Raw genomic sequence first — 16,292 nt, 5'->3', positions numbered from 1 at the left:
GCATGGTTTTTTTGATGGTGTTTGATTGCAATACGTGAGGTGGTATATGATCTGGATCGGTACTTCGGGTTGGGTTTATCCGCATTGGATGGAGCGTTTCTATCCCAAAAAGCTGCCTGAGCGCGCTCAGCTGGCCTACTATGCTCAGCGTTTCCCGACCGTCGAGTTCAATCGAAGCTTCTATCGGCTGCCGACGCGTGAGCAATTCGCCGCCTTATACCAGCAGACCGAGGATCATCCGGATTTTGTGTTCGCTGTCAAGGGGAGCCGCTACCTGACGCATATGAAGAAGCTCAACGATCCCGAGGAAGGTATTCAGCGTCTCGTTACCGCCGCAGAGGGATTGCAGGAGCGCCTGGGACCTTTTCTCTATCAATTGCCCCCGCGCTGGCATGTAAACCTGGAACGATTGGCGGACTTTGTGCGGCAATTGCCGTCTCATCACAGAGCTGCCTTTGAATTTCGTGATCCTAGCTGGCTGCAGCCGGAGCATTTTCCTCGCCTGGCACAGATCCTCCAGGATGCGGGTTTTGTGCTGGTGCAGAGCGTCGGCGGCGCCCTTCCTACTCCCCTCGATCTGCCCGCTGTTGGTCCATTTACCTATGTCCGTTTCCATCATGGCGCCCATGGCATTGGCCTTAGCGAAGAAGAATTAACGTTCTGGGCTCAGCGCTTAAAAGATGCGTCAAAGCAGGGGCGTGATGTTTATGCCTATTTCAATAATGATCCCGATGCCTGCGCTATCTACAACGCCCAGCGTTTGCGCGAACTGGTTGGATCACAGGCCGTCCAACCTGGCTGAACACCATAGCGTGCCATGAATGGTAGGGTACCAGGAATAAGCGAAAAAGCGGATAGGCAGTATCATGCCCCTGTCACCATTTCCCTGATGGATGCGTAAGGATATAAAAAGTCCTATTTGGCTGGTATGAAAGTGTTATATGCAGAGATTACGATATTTCTCTGGTATACTTATGGCTGGAGAGTATAAAAACCAGGGAAGCTGGTAAACGCAACATCAGGCATAGAGCATCTTTATCATTATATTTATCCCCTTAGTAGCCCAACTGCCGTGCGTTTCTCTACCCAGGTTGCTTACTAGAATTCATTATATTAATCGAAACTTTTTTCGGCATATCATAGTTTTTATTAGAATAAGAACTTCTATTAAGCTAGAAAGACAGAGTAATATGGCAACCGGAATGCGTCCCGGGAATACATCGAAGCCAGGAGAAGGAGAAGAAAAGAAGACACTTCCAATGGTTCCGCAGACTGAAGGGACATCTTCCCCTCAACGTCAACCCATGAAGCTCCCGGCTTATAGTCAGGCTGCCGTTGCCCAGCGCCTGGGCGAGGCACCAGAGCCACCAACTCCAGGAGTTATGTATGAGGCTTCGCATAAGCGTGTACATGAAGCTGGCTGGCATACCAAGCGCTATTTTAAGCGTAAGTCGTTACATGGTACTAATACACAGGTGGAAGCCAGGGCGCGCAATACGACGCGCACCATGCTTTCGGTCATCGTTAGCGGGCTCTCTGTCCTGCTGTTGGTCGTGATCATTTTTGTTTCCTACGCGAGCTTCTCCAATGCCGTTGATAAGCAGTATCATGGCAGCATCTTAACCCTGCAAGACATGTTGCCTAAAGACAACTTAAAAGTATATGACGCACAGAACAACCTGATTTTTCAGCGAGCTGATGATGGGGTCCAGACAACGCAACCGCTAAACAAGATTTCGAAGAATCTGGTGAATGCCGAGGTCGCGATCGAAGATCAGAATTTCTGGAAAAATAGCGGCTTTGATATTACCGGTATCGTGCGAGCTGCCATTGCTGACTTGACCGCCCACGGGGTGGTGGCTGGTGGTAGTACGATAACGCAACAATTGGTGAAGAATACGATCGTCGGTAACAAAGATACAGCCCTGCGTAAATTGCAGGAGGTTATCCTGGCGCCCGAAGTAACGCGACACTATACCAAAGAACAAATTATGGGGATGTATCTCAATACTATCTATTATGGCAATATGGTCTATGGGGCCGAAGCGGCGGCCACTCGCTACTTTGGCTTGCAGGATACACCCACGCAGACAGCGGCGCAGCAACTGGATATTGCGCAGTCTGCGACCCTGGCCGGCATTCCCAGTAATCCAGAACTGCGCAATCCCATCGCCTATCCGCGCAATAGCTATAGCCGCACCCTGCAGGTATTGCAGCAGATGTACGTCCAGGGTTATATAACCGGGCAGCAAAAGGCCGATGCCATTAAGGAGCTACAGAAACCAGACTTTATTAAGCGTACGGGTCTGCCGCCTGAACAGGCCTCAACCTATGTCAACTATGTGCTCAGCGAGCTGACAAACGATCTGCATGTCAAGCCCGCGGACCTGCCACGATCTGGACTGGTGGTGAAGACGGCTCTGGATCTGAAGCTGCAGAACTTCGCGCAGGCTAACGCCAAATTGCATGTGCAGCAGATGACGGCCCACCATATCACCAATGCCGCCGTGGTGGTGATGGATCAGCATACGGGGGCGGTCAGCGCCATCGTTGGCAACATCGATCCCAACGATCCCAAATATGGTTCCTTTAACGTGGCCACCCAGGGCTATCGCCAGCCCGGTTCCTCTTTTAAGCCATACGTCTATGCGACGGCGTTTGAGCAGGGAACGGCCAGCCCTGGCAGCAAGGTATTGGATGCTCCGCTTACCGTGCCGATGTGCTGTGGTCTGCCCCCTTATCAGCCACATAATTATAGTATGACCTATGGTGGCTGGATGCCGTATCGTATCGCATTGGACAATTCATTGAACATTCCGGCCATTAAGATCGAGCAGACCGCTGGTATTGATGCATCCTTGAAGACGGCCGAGAACATGATGAATATTAGCGACGGGAGCCAGTCCAAGGCCGCCAATGTCTTCTTCGGTACTCCCAACATCACTATGGTGCTGGGCGCACTCAGCGTGCGCTTGATTGACAATACACAGGGATATGCCACTTTCGCTAATGGCGGGGTGCGCGTCCCTTACCACGCAATCACCGAGGTAACTGATCAGAATGGCAAAGCCGTTTTCAAGCCGGATACAACCGGCAAGCGCGTCCTGAGTCCGGCCGCCGCCTTCATGATGACGAACGTGCTCTCCGATAATCCTTCTCGAAACATCGAGTTTGGACCGTGTAGCTCGCTCTATCTCTATACCAGCAGTACCTCTCAGTGTTACTCTGGTAATCCGGGCAAGGTCATTCCGGCTGCCGCAAAGACCGGTACCTCTAACTCGTTTGTCGATAACTGGACCATGGGGTATACCGCCCACTATACCGTAGGTGTGTGGGCCGGCAATAATGACAACTCTCAAATGATAAATGTAACTGGTGTTGACGGAGCCGGACCGATCTGGCATGATGTTCAGCTCTACCTGAACCAGAATAAGCCAATCGTCAAATTTCCGGGACCGCCCTCGACCGTTGTCAAACAGAATGGTGACTGGGTGTTAAAGCAGTAAGGTCTCTTCTCTCTTTGACTACAGGAGCACAGGTGAAGTGAAGGAGAGGTAGCGCATACATACAAGAGCTGGTATGGCATTGAGATGTGCGGTTTATGTACATCGATAGGTGCTATGCCAGCTTTTTCGTGGGATAATCCTTCAGGGCTGTGGCGAGGTGATAGAAGGGCGAAGCTTTAGTCAGGAGTATCCAGGAAATTGTGGATTGCCGAGAGAAGATCATCGATATCAAATGGCTTATTTAGCGCGAATAGGTGGCGCGCTGTAACCTCTCCCTCGGGTAATGCCGCGCTGATAATAATGGTGGGAACATGCTGGAACTCGCGACGCTGCTGCAAAAAGTCGTAAAGCTGAATCCCATTCATATGCGGCAGGTGATAATCGATGATCAACAGGTCCGGCAGTAAATCTTCAAATACTTTGAGCGCCTGTTCTGGATCGGTGACTAAAAAAGCCAGGTGCTGTGTCTCTTCCACAATAATTTGCACCAGGCTGGATCCGACGCTGCCGTCATCTTCAATGACCAGAATCGTTTTATTATCGTGTGCTTGTTCACTTTTATGATCGAGCGACATAATAACTGCATCCTTTTAGCAATAGTATCTACAAAGAAACTCTTGTTTTTCTTACTACGCGACAAAAGCCCCGAGAGCTTCACTGCATACGACTTTTGGCGTTAATTGCATCAAAGGGATGTAGAATCGTCAGTGCTGCATCTTCATTCTTGCTCTATCCGTTATGTATACAGCCTGGCTTCATGTAATATGTATATAGAAGATATAGAATAGAGGATAGGGGGCTGTATGTTGAAGGATCCAGCTCGATCAGGCGTCGATCACAAAATTGCCCGCGTTCAGATACATCCGCGCGTAGGGCAGAATAAAAGGGCATTGTTCCTGAGCCTCTACTGCCTTGGCATTTATCTGCTGCTGCTTGTTATTGCCATTGTATATGAGCTTATTTTTCATGCACGTAGTTTTCTTGTACCTTTCCTGCTGGCTAACCCCAATTTCCTTCTCTGGTTTGGCATCATGCTGCTGCTCATGAGCATTGTTTCGCGTGGCTCGATCAAGTATTTTGAGCAGAAGCGCCAGGCCGTTGTGCGTGGTGAGAAGCAACTGCTGGCGGAGCAACAACCAGGCTCGCTGTTATCTGCGCAGGAGATAGTAGTGCCGATTGTGTTAGACTATCGAATAGATCAATCAAAACTGCTAACTATATTTTTAAGTGCAACTATTGTACTTCTGGTGATTCTTATTGTGAATACCTGGCTGCAATTTTTAGGCATGACCATTGCATCTCTTTTCAGTGTGTGGCTTTTTTTGAGTGCTTTTTGCTGGTGGATGTGGAGGTTTCAGCCAGGACATCAATTGCTGGCAGATGAACATGGGTTGACCCTGACTCAATTACGGTCGCAGAAAGTACAGACTATTCTGTGGTCCGACGCGCGCCTATTTGCTATCGACGATGTTACCAGCAGTGATGGTCGTAATAAAAAGACCCGGCCGCCCTTCCAATTTGAGCTAGCGAGTGAGCAAGTAGTGATTTGCTGGTATGGCAACCTGAAAGAGTGGCCTAATGTAGTCTCTTTAAACCAACCAGTTCTGCCAATGGATGAATACATGCAGCAGTTGCAGAGCTTGCACGCGCTGATCGTACAGAAAACAGGGCTACCCCTCGTCGATCTACGCAATAAGTATTAGATTGGTAGTAGCTAGAGAGGCTACGCTGCCAGTCATTCACGTAGGTGTCGGGCTTGCCCCGACTTGCCGCGAAGCGGCCCCGAAGGCGGGCGCATTTGTTTCTTTCAATACATGAGCATTCCTCGAAAAGGATGAGCCAATGGATGGCACGCGCTTGCGTTCATCGGCGCTCGCAAGGAACGATATCACCGTTGGTGGAACGTGCACGTCCGGGTACGGGGTCGCTTCGCGGCAAGTCGAGGCAAGCCCGACACCTACGGACGCATGTCCGCTTTTCTTGTTGTCTTTCTTGCACCTTTTGATCGCTTATTTGGAACCCAAAATGGCATTCTCACGCTCGTTTTGCCATTCGCCAACAGCGTCAAAATGTGAATGGCATCCTGTTTGTGTATTTTGCTTGACAGCGGTTTATGGATCAGGTATGCTCATTACATTATGCAGGATGAATACATTTGCCGTGCCGAGCAAGACAAGATTGCTCAGTTTCTGGCTTACCACTACCCCTATAAAGCCATTACACATGTGCGTGCCGCATAAGCAGCCTGGCGCTGAAATGCTTGTGCGGCGAATAGTAGCGCTGATCATCGTGCATGCTTGCTTCTGATAGGCATGCTCTGTTTGGCGTGGATCTATTTTCCTCCTTTCTGACGATCTTCTTTCCTGTGTGGCTGTGTATTGTTCTCTCCATTTGAATGATGCCGCCTGTTATGCGAAGGCAGAAGATATAAGAGACGAACAGCGCCTCTTCTCCGTTTGGTATTTACGCCAGGCCCTCAATGTGTCGCTCCTGTTTTCATTCCATTGCTAAACTCTATGTTTTGAAAGGGCCTGATGAAGTATGAACAAACCTGTGATAGAGCCATCCGCGCTCTCGGAGCCTCTGGCTCAACAAACTCTACCATGGCGGCGCTGGCTAGTCGCTTTTTTCTGCTATAACGGCACCATGCGCCTGCTCTTTACCAGCGCCATCTGGATGATCTACCTTGCCTCCCACGGCTACTCGCCGTTTATGATTGGACTGCTGGAGATGACCTTCCACCTGGCCAAGTTCGTGGCCGAGGTGCCGACCGGTATCTTCGCGGACCTGCTGGGGCGCCGTAAGAGCTTGATGCTCTATTGTTTGCTGGGGGCCATCGAGACGCTGTTCTTCTTGCAGCCCACCTTGCCATTTCTGTTTATCAGCTTCGCGCTCTCCGGTATCTCGTATGCTTTCCTGGGGGGGGCCAACGAGGCCGTTTTGTGGTCCCTGACCAGCTATGCCGCTCTCGGGGATGTGCAGCAGCAGTCGGCGCGCTACAGCAGATTGTTGAGCGTGACTTTGATGCTCAGTGTGATCAGTGAAATGGCCGGCACCACGCTGGGGGGCTATCTGGGCAATATAATGCAGACGCTACCCTTTATCTGCCGTGCGCTGGTCTGTTTACTGGCAATCATTCCTTTGCTGTTGCTGCCAAAGGCGGTTACGGAGCCCCAGCAGGCAGAGGTGCGCGAGCGTCCACATCCTTTGTTGCACCTCAAGCAGGGCCTGCGCGTAGTCTGGCACTCGCCGCGCCTGCTCGGACTGATCTTGATTTCGGGCCTCGTTGAAAGTTGTGGTACCACCATTTACTTTTTTGTCCAACTGCAATTTCATAATCTCGGGTTTGCGCTGAGCAGCATTGGTATTATTATGGCCATCAGCAGCCTGAGTCAGTGTCTGTTTACCGCGCTGGCTCCCGCTCTGATGCGGCGTGTGGCGGTACGCTTCTTGATCCCGGCCTGTGTCCTTTGCCAACTCGTCGGCGTGGTGTTGATGATAATGCCTGGTGCTGTGCTTAGCCTGTTCGGTTTTCTGGTACTTCTGCAGGCCGCAAGCGCTATTCTCTATCCTACGGTCAGCACGCGCCTGAACGAGGATAGCCCGGAGGCACAGCGCGCGATGGTGCTCTCGTTTGAAACCGGCATGTTTAGCCTCGCCATGATCGTGCTCTTTCCGCTCTTTGGACTGGGTCTGACCAGTTCCAGCTATAGCGCCGTCTACAGCTGGACCGCTGGAGCCCTGGCGATTGGAAGTATCACTAGCTACTTGCTGGTACGCATTCGTTCCATAGTGCTGGTCCATCGCTCCACACAGGACGATTAATGTTGCTCGCGTAAGAGTATCATTTTTGACCCGGCTGGCCGCTTAGTACGAAAAATTAAGCAGCCAGCCTTTTTACTGCTTGGCAATTATATCGTAATGCGATATAATTGAGAGGATTAAACAATCATACTTTGTAATTACAAGGGAGAGACTAGGTCTATGGCATCAACTCGTTCTGGCAGTCAGGCAGATTTATTAGAAGATTCTATCCCTGTGAAGAAACTTGGGGATTTTACTACCACTCCACGCATGCTCTTTATTGCGGTATTGGCTATTGGTATTGGTATTTGTAGTACATTTATTGCCGTCATTTTATTGAAGCTCATCGGACTGTTTACCAATCTTTTCTTTTATCAACGTTGGGGTCTGAATCTGGTCTCGCCAGTGGGAAACAAACTGGGACTGTTGGAAGTGCTGGTGCCTGTTGTGGGGGCTCTGATCATCGGTTTTATGGCGCGCTATGGCTCTGAACGCATTCGAGGTCATGGTATTCCTGAAGCTATTGAATCAATTTTGATCAATGGAAGTAAGGTCGAGCCAAAGGTGGCGCTCCTCAAGCCAATTGCCTCAGCTATTTCAATCGGGTCCGGTGGTCCCTTTGGTGCTGAGGGTCCCATTATTATGACCGGTGGGGCGTTTGGCTCGATGGTGGCGCAATTTTTTCATCTAACCAGCGTGGAGCGCAAGACGCTACTGGTTGCGGGTGCGGCGGCAGGTATGTCGGCGACATTTGCCGCGCCCATTGCTTCCATCCTGCTGGCGGTGGAATTGTTGCTGTTTGAGTGGAAGCCACGTAGCCTGGTGCCAGTGGCGCTGGCCAGCGTCACCGCTGCCATCCTGCGTCACTACCTGCTGGGGAGTGGACCACTTTTTCCCGTACCACCGCATAGCGCTTTTATCGGCCCGGTAGGTTTTCTCGGCTGTGTGCTGGTGGGACTGCTGGCTGGTGGTGCCGCGGCATTGCTAACGTTGATGGTGTATGGTAGTGAAGATTTTTTTCATCGCCTGCCTATTCATTGGATGTGGTGGCCGATGCTGGGTGGTCTGGTGATCGGCATTGGTGGATTGATTTTCCCGCAGGCATTGGGTGTGGGCTATGATACAATTGGCGCATTACTGCAAGGGGATGTTTCGATCAAGATCATACTAGGGGTACTGTTGGTCAAATCCATTATCTGGAGTGTTTCTCTGGGTTCTGGCACATCGGGTGGTGTGCTGGCACCTTTGCTCATGGTAGGGTGTGCGCTGGGTGGCATTGAAGCGATGTTTCTGCCCAATGAAGGAGCGGGTTTCTGGGCGTTAATTAGTATGGCGGCCGTGTTGGGTGGTACAATAGGTTCGCCTTTTACCGCTATTATCTTTGCTCTGGAGTTGACGCACGATTTTAACGCGTTAATACCCCTGGTAATTGCTGTAACAGTTGCTTATGCCCTTATTGTATTGTTGATGCGCCGCTCGATTCTAACAGAAAAGATTAGCCGCCGTGGTTATCATCTTAGCCGAGAGTACGCGATTGATCCACTGGAATTGCTCTTTGTACGTGAAGTGATGCGTACCGATGTGGTAGCTCTGTCTGATTCGCTTTTGCTAACGGCCTTGCCCCCATCGGTGCACGATGAATTGGAGAAGCAGGAGCGCATACAGCATCTCTTCCCAGTCCTGAACGAGGAGGAATTACTGGTCAGTGTAGTAACGCGCCATGATCTGCAGCGTCTCATACAGCAAGAGCGTGCTTCATTGGAGCCGATTGGTAAATTGATCACCCAGCAACCCGTCGTGGCCTATGCTGATGAGCCGTTGCGTTATGTAATCAATCGAATGGCTACCAGCGGTTATACCCGTTTACCTGTTGTTGAGAGCGAAAACTCATCAAAATTACTGGGCATAATTTCGCTGAGTGCGCTCCTCAAGGCACGTTCGCATAATCTGGAGGAAGAACGTCGGCGAGAACGTCCTTTGCGCCTGCGCCTGTTTTTGCCGAGACGTGGGCAACCGAACACAACTGACGTTGTAGAAGAAGTAGAGAACGTAGGAGGAGAAGAGGAGCAGGAGCCCGGTGAGCGAGTGCATCCCTAAGAATGGAGTTTGTTTATGTTTGATGAAGTGTTGACTGATAATGATTATTCCGCCTTGAGTGAGTTTCGCTATGCGATCCGCCGTTTTCTCCATTTTAGTGAGGAGGCGGCCCGCGCGACCGGATTGGAGCCTCAGCAGCATCAGTTGTTGCTGGCTGTCAAGGGACTCTCGCTGCGTGGCTCGCCTACGATCCGCGATATCGCTGAGCGCTTACAACTGCGGCATCATAGCACAGTTGAACTTCTTGACCGTATGGCCGAGCATGGCCTGATTGAGCGTACCCGCGACACCGTTGACCAGCGTCGTGTGCTTATCACCCTGACCCCCGCCGGTGAAGATATCCTGAAGAAACTGTCGCTGCTTCATCGAACTGAATTACGTTCGTCTGGTCCTGCCCTGGTAGAAGCTTTGAATGCCTTGATTGGTGAGCCCGCCCAATCGCTGCCGGATAGATCCGGTGCTAAATCTTGATCAATAGACTTTTATTAGGAGGGGCGGCCGTATATGCGGCCGCCCGTGTGTGAGTATTCATGATAACCAATAAAAAGTGTTTCTGACACTTTTTATTGGTTATCTGTTGATACAGGCTTTGGCGAACATGCGCAGGGATTCCAACTGGGCGGAGTCCTGCAGGAAGATAATGAGTTCCTGGGCGCCGGCCTGCTCAATCTCCTGGACGCGCTTGTAAATGGCATCCGGAGTTCCCACCAGCGCCTGCTGACGGATGCGATCCGCCGGGGTGTTGCGCTGATATGGGGCGCTTTTGGTCAACGCTTCCTGATCGGTTTCCGCGATGGCACAATTGAACAGCACTGTTCTCCAGATCGAGTTGTAGTCGCGACCAACATTATCGCAGTGTTCTTTGATGATGGAGAACTTGCGGGCCAGTCCCTCATTGTCCAGGTGCTGAATGTTACAGGCGTCCGCGTACTGCGCCACTAGCTTCAAGGTCACTTTTTCGCCCGCGCCACCGATCAGCAGGGGAATATGTGGTTTCTGTACCCCTTTGGGCTGGTTGATGGCACCATTGACGTGCAGATATTTGCCCTCGACCGTGGCTTCCTCTTCCGTCCACATCGCCCGAATAATGCGCAGGGCATCGCGCAATTGGCGCAGGCGTGTAGGACCATCAGGAAAGTCATAGCCGTAGGCATTGTATTCATGCTCGTACCAGCCGGCGCCGATACCGAAGTTCAAGCGTCCATGGCTGAGCACATCCACCGTACTAGCCATCTTCGCCAGCAAAGCGGGATTGCGATAGCTATTGCAGGTCACCATCTGACCGATGCGTACCCGTTTTGTATCGCGGGACAGGGCCGCCGTGCTGGTCCAGCATTCAAACGTTGGCTCCTGCGTGGGCTGGGGAACCGTATGGAAGTGGTCAAACAGCCAGATCGAATCGAAGCCAAGATTTTCAGCCTCCTGGGCCACACGTGTCATCGTCTCATAACCTTCCACCGGATCTGTAATGCCCACCAGATCCATGCGCCATCCCTGGGGAACAATCACACCAAATTTTAAAGCCATCAGGTAGATACCCCTTTCCTTCCGGGTTGTTCTTAAATAGATAGAAAACGATTACCATCTTTATTTAAGGTTGATGGAGGGGCAAGATGTCAAGTACAGGTGCCAGGGAATGTTGTGTTAAGTAGCAGAATCAAATCTTGCAGGCAGGATTGCCGCTAGAGATGTCACTATTATAATCGGTGACGTGCCAGTTTCCCAGGAAGTCTTTACCCAGCGTCAGGTGGAGATGATAGGGTTTGCTCAGGTTGGAGCGCGTAATCGTGTAGTTGTGCACCTGGGTGCCATTGGGGGCAATTGAACTGGTCTCGGTATAGCTGGCGACCGGGCCATAACAGCGATCTTCTCCCTGAGCCTGTTTAATGAAGCTGTCGTGCCCGCTGACCGTAGCACCCAGATCATTGTATGCCTGTTCATAGTTATGGACGCGCAGGGCACCCATGAAGTTATTGGCAATCTCGCTGGCCTGCGATGGAGGATTGCGATTGATGAGGTAGCTATACCCCGCGAATCCCAGCCCACAGAGTAGTAAGGGAATGATCAGCAGGGTCAGAACCAGATTGCGCGTGCAGCCAGCGGCTTTTTTAACCACCGGCTTCGATCTGGTCATGATCGATGTAAAGGGCCCATCGCTGCTGATACTTTGAGCCATCTGTGGTTGAAATCCTGCTGCCGCCGTCTGTGGAAGACTCGCGGCAGCGGGCAGCTGGGTTGTCGATACGTGTGATGTTCTCTGTTCAGCCGCCTCAGCTCTGGATGTGGGTGGTGTCGTGATGGTAGTAGGTGTTCTTCTGGGATCAAGGGTCTGTTCCAGCGCATCGGCGAAGTCCTGTACACGCGCAAAGCGCGCATGCGCATCTTTTGCCAGGGCTTTGAATAGTACCTCGGTGAACGCGTGCGGTATTTGTAATGCCTGTTCATCGATCGGTGATGGTGGAGCTGTCAGATGCTGAGTGATCAATTCGACATGGGAGCCCGCAAATGGTCGATGACCGGTCAGCCATTCATAGACCACGACGGCCAGGGAATATTGATCACTGGCCGGACGGGCTTTTCCCTGAAGTTGCTCGGGAGCCATGTACGCGATGGTGCCAAGCACGGCTTCCTCGGTCTGCTGGTTCTGCGAAGTCTGTTCAATGGCGGCGATTCCAAAATCGCTGAGCCTGAGTTCTCCATGCTGATCCAGCAGCATATTCTGCGGCTTCACATCCCGGTGGATCAATTTCTGGTCATGGGCATATTGCAGGGCAGAGGCTACCTGCTGCACATAGGGCATAAAGGCCGCGGCTTCCAGACGCGTGCCCCGTGGCACCTGCTGGCGTAGCGTTCCCCCGGTCGCATACTCCATAACCAGAAAGGGTGTGCTATTTTCCACACCAAAGTCCAACACACGAATGATATGTGGATGTATCAGGTGTGCAATGACCTGTGCCTCATTGCTAAAACGATCTATCTCCTCCTGCTCAATCTGTGCATGCAGAATTTTGATTGCAGCCTGCGTATGGAGATAGACATGTTCACCGAGATAGACATCCGCGAAGCCACCGTGTCCCAGACGTTTCAGGATGCGGTAATTCCCCAACTTTGTCCCAATAAACTCCATCATAAGTATGGTACGGTTCAGTGGAGCACTAAAGATGCAAAATATGTAGTTCTTTTTGTGTACTCCGTGGAGGTGGTAAGCCCGGCGCCCCCTTTCGGGCGCCGCATACGCGGCCACCTTATTTTTTAATGGGTGGTGCCACATCATGGTCGGGTGCAAATGCACCCGACCATGATGTGGCACCACCCATTAAAAAATACATGTGAGCGCCGAAGGCGCGTAGTGTCAGGGGCCGAAGGCGCGAATCTTTCGGTCAATGCCCCTGAGCGAGCAGTGATTGGTGTTATACTAAAATTCATGTTTGCATGATGTCTCACGATGCTATAACAAGGATGGATGCTGTGAAACGATCGTTTCTACAAATGCTGTTGTCTTTTTTCGGTTTTGTATTGATTGGTTTGTATAGCGGAGCCTTTGGGGTATTGCTGCCCGACATGAGTCGTTATTATGGGGTGGATAAATCTGTTATTGGCCTTATTTTTGTTACCTCTTCAATTGGTTATTTTATTTCAGCATTATTCAGTAGTATTGTATTAGAGCGCCTGGGAATGCGCCTCTTCCTGGTAATTGGCGCTCTTACGTTTTTGCTGGGCGCCTTGACGCTTGGCATCAAGCCAGATTTCGGCATTGTGCTGGTGACGCGTCTTTTTATGGGACTCGGGGTCGCTATGATCGAGATGGGGTTGAATGCTTATGTGGTAGCGCAGGCACGCCATGCTTCTCAGCTCAATACGCTGCATGCTTTCTATGGCGCGGGAGCATTATTTGGTCCGCTGGTGGCAGCCTTCCTGCTCACAACCGCCTGGGGTTGGAGCAGTGTCTTTTACCTCTGGATGCTGCTCAGTATCCCCTTCTTACTGGGTGTGGCACTGACCTTTAGCGCGGAACCGCCTCGCGTCTCCGGTAGTGAGGCAGAAAACAAAGAGACCGGCAGTGCCTGGATGGCGGCATTGAAGTTGCCGATCGTCTGGCTGCTGTGTATATTTCTGTTACTCTATGTGGGGGTGGAGGTGAGCGTTGGTAACTGGACCTATAGCTTCCTGGTTGAGGGGCGTCATCAGTCGGTTGCCTTGTCCAGTTGGATCGTCAGTGGCTACTGGTTGGGATTGACCCTGGGGCGTTTTACCTTGAGTCAGCTTGCCCGCTATCTGCGCATGAGCGACGTGCGCTTATTGTATATCTGTACGATCATTGTCGCGTTGTGTGCCATCCTGATCTGGTGGTTACCTTTTGATAGCGTGGCAGCCATTGGTTTTTGTATCATTGGCTACTGCCTGGGACCCATCTATCCGACGACGGTCGCGCTCACCCCCAGTCTCGTCCCAGGCCGTGTGGTGACCAGTGCGATCGGTTTTCTGGTGAGCCTGAGTATCTTTGGCACCTCCGTCTTTCCCGGCATCGCTGGTATCCTGGCCCAGTACTTTGGTATCTGGTCCCTGCTGCCCTATAACCTTGCCTTGACCCTGTTGATGCTGTTATTCTGGTGGATAATATTTCGGGTGAAGAAGGATAAGGCTACATGGCAGATCAGTCACCAATAGCAGCGGTAAGAGAAACGGAGGAGGCGCGCGGTGAGCCCTATGTGCGCCGGATCTGGCTGGTCCGTCACGGGGTGACGGACTGGAATAGCCAGGGGCGCCTCTGCGGGCAGCACGATGTGCCTCTATCTGACGAGGGTGCGTCACAGGCGCGGTGGGTGGGCGACCAGTTGCGTTCACGGCCGCTGGTTGCTCTATATGCCAGCGATCTGCGACGGACGCGCCAGACCGCGTCGATCCTGGCGCATCAGTTACCAGAGCCGCTGGTAGTGCAGACCTCCGCCGCCTGGCGTGAGCTTTCATTTGGTGCGTGGGAAGGGTTGACCTATGCGGAGGTGTCGGAGCGCTATCCAGATCAACTGGGTTTCTTTACGCAGCCTGTGCAGTTTTCGCCACCAGGTGGGGAGACCTTTGCCGCGCTACAGCAGCGCGTGCAGAAGGCGCTCGCTCAACTGGTACGGGACTCTCTACGCTTACCATCTGGAGAGCTCGCATTAGTCAGCCACGCGGGCCCGCTGCGCGTGTTGCTCTGTTCACTGCTGGGCATACCTTTTGAGCGTCAGTGGCAGCTACAATTCGCCCATGGCTCGCTCAGTGCCATCGATTTTGTGGCCGAGGCAAGAGATGTGCCCGCGACTACAACACTGGCATTACTCAATTATCACCGGACAGGAGTTCATATAGACATGAAAAGCAATAGAACGGAGAAGCGATAGCGGATGCCTGAGACCTACCCTGCTACTGATCCTGAGGTATCAGTGCACCATAACTGGTGGCTTGATCAATATAAAGAGCTGGTGGCCGCCATCCGTTTTTTGACTACCCTGCCGGTTCCGGGCAGTACCCGACTCTTTCGTACCGACGGTAGCCAAGCCGATAGCAGGTTGTTTCTAGGCAGCGCTTATTTCCCGCTGGTAGGTCTGCTACTGGCGATCGCGCCTGCTTTGCTGGCCCGGGTGGCCGGTGTTCTACTTTCTCCGCTGGTGCTGGCCGCTTTACTGGTCGTACTGCTGATTATATTGAGCGGTGGTCTACACCTGGATGGTTTAATGGATACCTGCGATGGCCTGTTTGGGGGGCGCAGCCGTGAGCGCAAGCTTGAGATTATGCGCGATAGCCGCCTGGGCAGCTTTGGCATGCTGGGGGGTGGTAGCATCCTTCTGCTCAAATTCGCGTTGCTGGCTAGTCTGGATCGCCAACTGGTGCCCTGGATTCTGCTGACCATTCTCCCAATCTCGCGCTGGACCATGGTGCTGGCGATGTATGCTTTTCCCCCCGCTCGTAAGGAGGGATTGGGAGCGGCCTTTCGCCAGACCGCGACGCGCCCGCGCCTGGTCTGCGCCACTGCCCTGACGCTGTTGATCGCGGGCCTGATAGGCCATGTGATGGGCCTGGTCTTGTGCGTGGCTGCCTCGCTGTTGACCTGGCTGGTAGGTAGATGGATTACCGCTCAACTAGGTGGTCTGACCGGGGATAGCTATGGCACGATCGCTGAACTGATGGAGGTAGCGTTACTCCTTTTATGGACGCTGCTGCGCTTCTGGCTATAAATAGGGAAGAGATGAAAGCATGACTAATAGAGATACTGATGTGGATGAGGTTCCACGCCTGGTGCTCCTGCTGGGTGGGGCACGCAGTGGGAAGAGTACGTTTGCCGAGCGCCTGGCCACAACGAGCGGGCGCAGCGTGGCCTTCATCGCCACCGCCATGGCGATCGATGAAGATATGCGCGATCGCATCGCCCGCCACCAGTCCTCCCGCCCCACTGACTGGCGAACGATCGAAGAGCCGCTCCACCTGGCGAAGGCGCTACGGCAGGCGGCCGCTGTGGCCGACGTCGTGATCCTGGATTGTTTGACGGTCTGGCTCTCCAACTGGCTCTTCGCGCAAGGTAATAGCGCGCAACTGGAGGACGATAATACGATCAGCGCGCAGCACTATGCCGGAGCCCTGCAGGAGATTGATGCTCTACTGCAGGTGGTTTCAGAATGGGAGCCGGGTAAGACCCTGGTTGTGGTGAGCAATGAAGTTGGCCTGGGTATCGTCCCGGCTTATGCCCTGGGGCGTGTCTACCGGGACGTGTTAGGACTGGTCAATCAGCGCATCGCCGCCGCTGCCATCCGTGTCTACCTGATGATGGCAGGATTAGGAGTAGATATCAAGCGATTGGATGAAACGGTAAGGCTTTAATTGCTGTCCTGGCTCATTGGCGCATGCCTG

13 protein-coding genes are annotated in these 16,292 nt (G+C 52.4%); 10 read left to right on the top strand and 3 right to left on the bottom strand.

Going from position 1 to position 16,292, the window contains the following annotated elements:
• Positions 1–46: 46 nt before the first annotated feature.
• Together AABA21_RS17375 and AABA21_RS17370 are read left to right on the top strand one after the other, a co-directional pair.
• Positions 47–802, top strand: a complete 756-nt coding sequence (locus AABA21_RS17375) for a DUF72 domain-containing protein (protein ID WP_338252322.1) — start codon at positions 47–49, stop codon at positions 800–802.
• A 457-nt stretch (positions 803–1,259) separates the two neighbouring features.
• Positions 1,260–3,506: a transglycosylase domain-containing protein gene (locus AABA21_RS17370; protein WP_338252321.1), complete on the top strand. Its 2,247-nt coding sequence runs from the start codon at positions 1,260–1,262 to the stop codon at positions 3,504–3,506.
• Between the two features lie 176 nt (positions 3,507–3,682).
• On the opposite strand, the gene AABA21_RS17365 is transcribed toward AABA21_RS17370, so the two are convergent.
• Complete coding sequence (locus tag AABA21_RS17365) at positions 3,683–4,081, bottom strand: response regulator (protein WP_338252319.1); 399 nt, start codon at positions 4,079–4,081, stop codon at positions 3,683–3,685.
• A gap of 228 nt (positions 4,082–4,309) precedes the next feature.
• On the opposite strand from AABA21_RS17365, the gene AABA21_RS17360 reads away from it, so the two are divergent.
• From AABA21_RS17360 to AABA21_RS17345, 4 genes are all read left to right on the top strand, one after another.
• Positions 4,310–5,209 (top strand): hypothetical protein, encoded by a 900-nt coding sequence (locus AABA21_RS17360; protein ID WP_338252317.1) that lies wholly within the window; start codon positions 4,310–4,312, stop codon positions 5,207–5,209.
• A gap of 838 nt (positions 5,210–6,047) precedes the next feature.
• Complete coding sequence (locus AABA21_RS17355) at positions 6,048–7,331, top strand: MFS transporter (protein ID WP_338252315.1); 1,284 nt, start codon at positions 6,048–6,050, stop codon at positions 7,329–7,331.
• A gap of 159 nt (positions 7,332–7,490) precedes the next feature.
• Positions 7,491–9,407, top strand: coding sequence for a chloride channel protein (locus AABA21_RS17350; protein ID WP_338252313.1), 1,917 nt, complete (start codon positions 7,491–7,493; stop codon positions 9,405–9,407).
• Between the two features lie 15 nt (positions 9,408–9,422).
• The gene (locus AABA21_RS17345; RefSeq protein ID WP_338252311.1) at positions 9,423–9,878 is read left to right on the top strand and encodes a MarR family winged helix-turn-helix transcriptional regulator; all 456 of its coding nucleotides are present in this window, start codon (positions 9,423–9,425) and stop codon (positions 9,876–9,878) included.
• A 99-nt stretch (positions 9,879–9,977) separates the two neighbouring features.
• Here the strand turns inward: AABA21_RS17345 and AABA21_RS17340 are convergent, their stop codons facing one another.
• Complete coding sequence (locus AABA21_RS17340; protein WP_338252309.1) at positions 9,978–10,934, bottom strand: LLM class F420-dependent oxidoreductase; 957 nt, start codon at positions 10,932–10,934, stop codon at positions 9,978–9,980.
• Between the two features lie 130 nt (positions 10,935–11,064).
• Positions 11,065–12,537: a serine/threonine protein kinase gene (locus AABA21_RS17335; RefSeq protein ID WP_338252307.1), complete on the bottom strand. Its 1,473-nt coding sequence runs from the start codon at positions 12,535–12,537 to the stop codon at positions 11,065–11,067.
• A 338-nt stretch (positions 12,538–12,875) separates the two neighbouring features.
• On the opposite strand from AABA21_RS17335, the gene AABA21_RS17330 reads away from it, so the two are divergent.
• From AABA21_RS17330 to cobU, 4 genes are read left to right on the top strand one after another with little or no spacing between them, the layout of a single operon-like run.
• Positions 12,876–14,075 carry an MFS transporter gene (locus AABA21_RS17330; RefSeq protein ID WP_338252305.1) on the top strand — a complete coding sequence of 400 codons (1,200 nt, stop codon included), beginning with the start codon at positions 12,876–12,878 and terminating at the stop codon, positions 14,073–14,075.
• Positions 14,054–14,788: a histidine phosphatase family protein gene (locus tag AABA21_RS17325; RefSeq protein WP_338252303.1), complete on the top strand. Its 735-nt coding sequence runs from the start codon at positions 14,054–14,056 to the stop codon at positions 14,786–14,788. The genes AABA21_RS17330 and AABA21_RS17325 overlap by 22 nt, the downstream gene beginning before the upstream one ends.
• Before the next feature lie 3 nt (positions 14,789–14,791).
• Positions 14,792–15,622, top strand: a complete 831-nt coding sequence (gene cobS, locus AABA21_RS17320; protein WP_338252301.1) for an adenosylcobinamide-GDP ribazoletransferase — start codon at positions 14,792–14,794, stop codon at positions 15,620–15,622.
• 19 nt (positions 15,623–15,641) lie between these two features.
• Positions 15,642–16,262 carry a bifunctional adenosylcobinamide kinase/adenosylcobinamide-phosphate guanylyltransferase gene (gene cobU / locus AABA21_RS17315; protein WP_338252299.1) on the top strand — a complete coding sequence of 207 codons (621 nt, stop codon included), beginning with the start codon at positions 15,642–15,644 and terminating at the stop codon, positions 16,260–16,262.
• The last annotated feature ends 30 nt before the right edge of the window (positions 16,263–16,292 follow it).

The organism is Dictyobacter halimunensis (genome assembly GCF_036245075.1).
The sequence above is the reverse complement of the archived record's forward strand: the minus strand, read 5'-3'. Positions and strand labels throughout refer to the sequence as shown.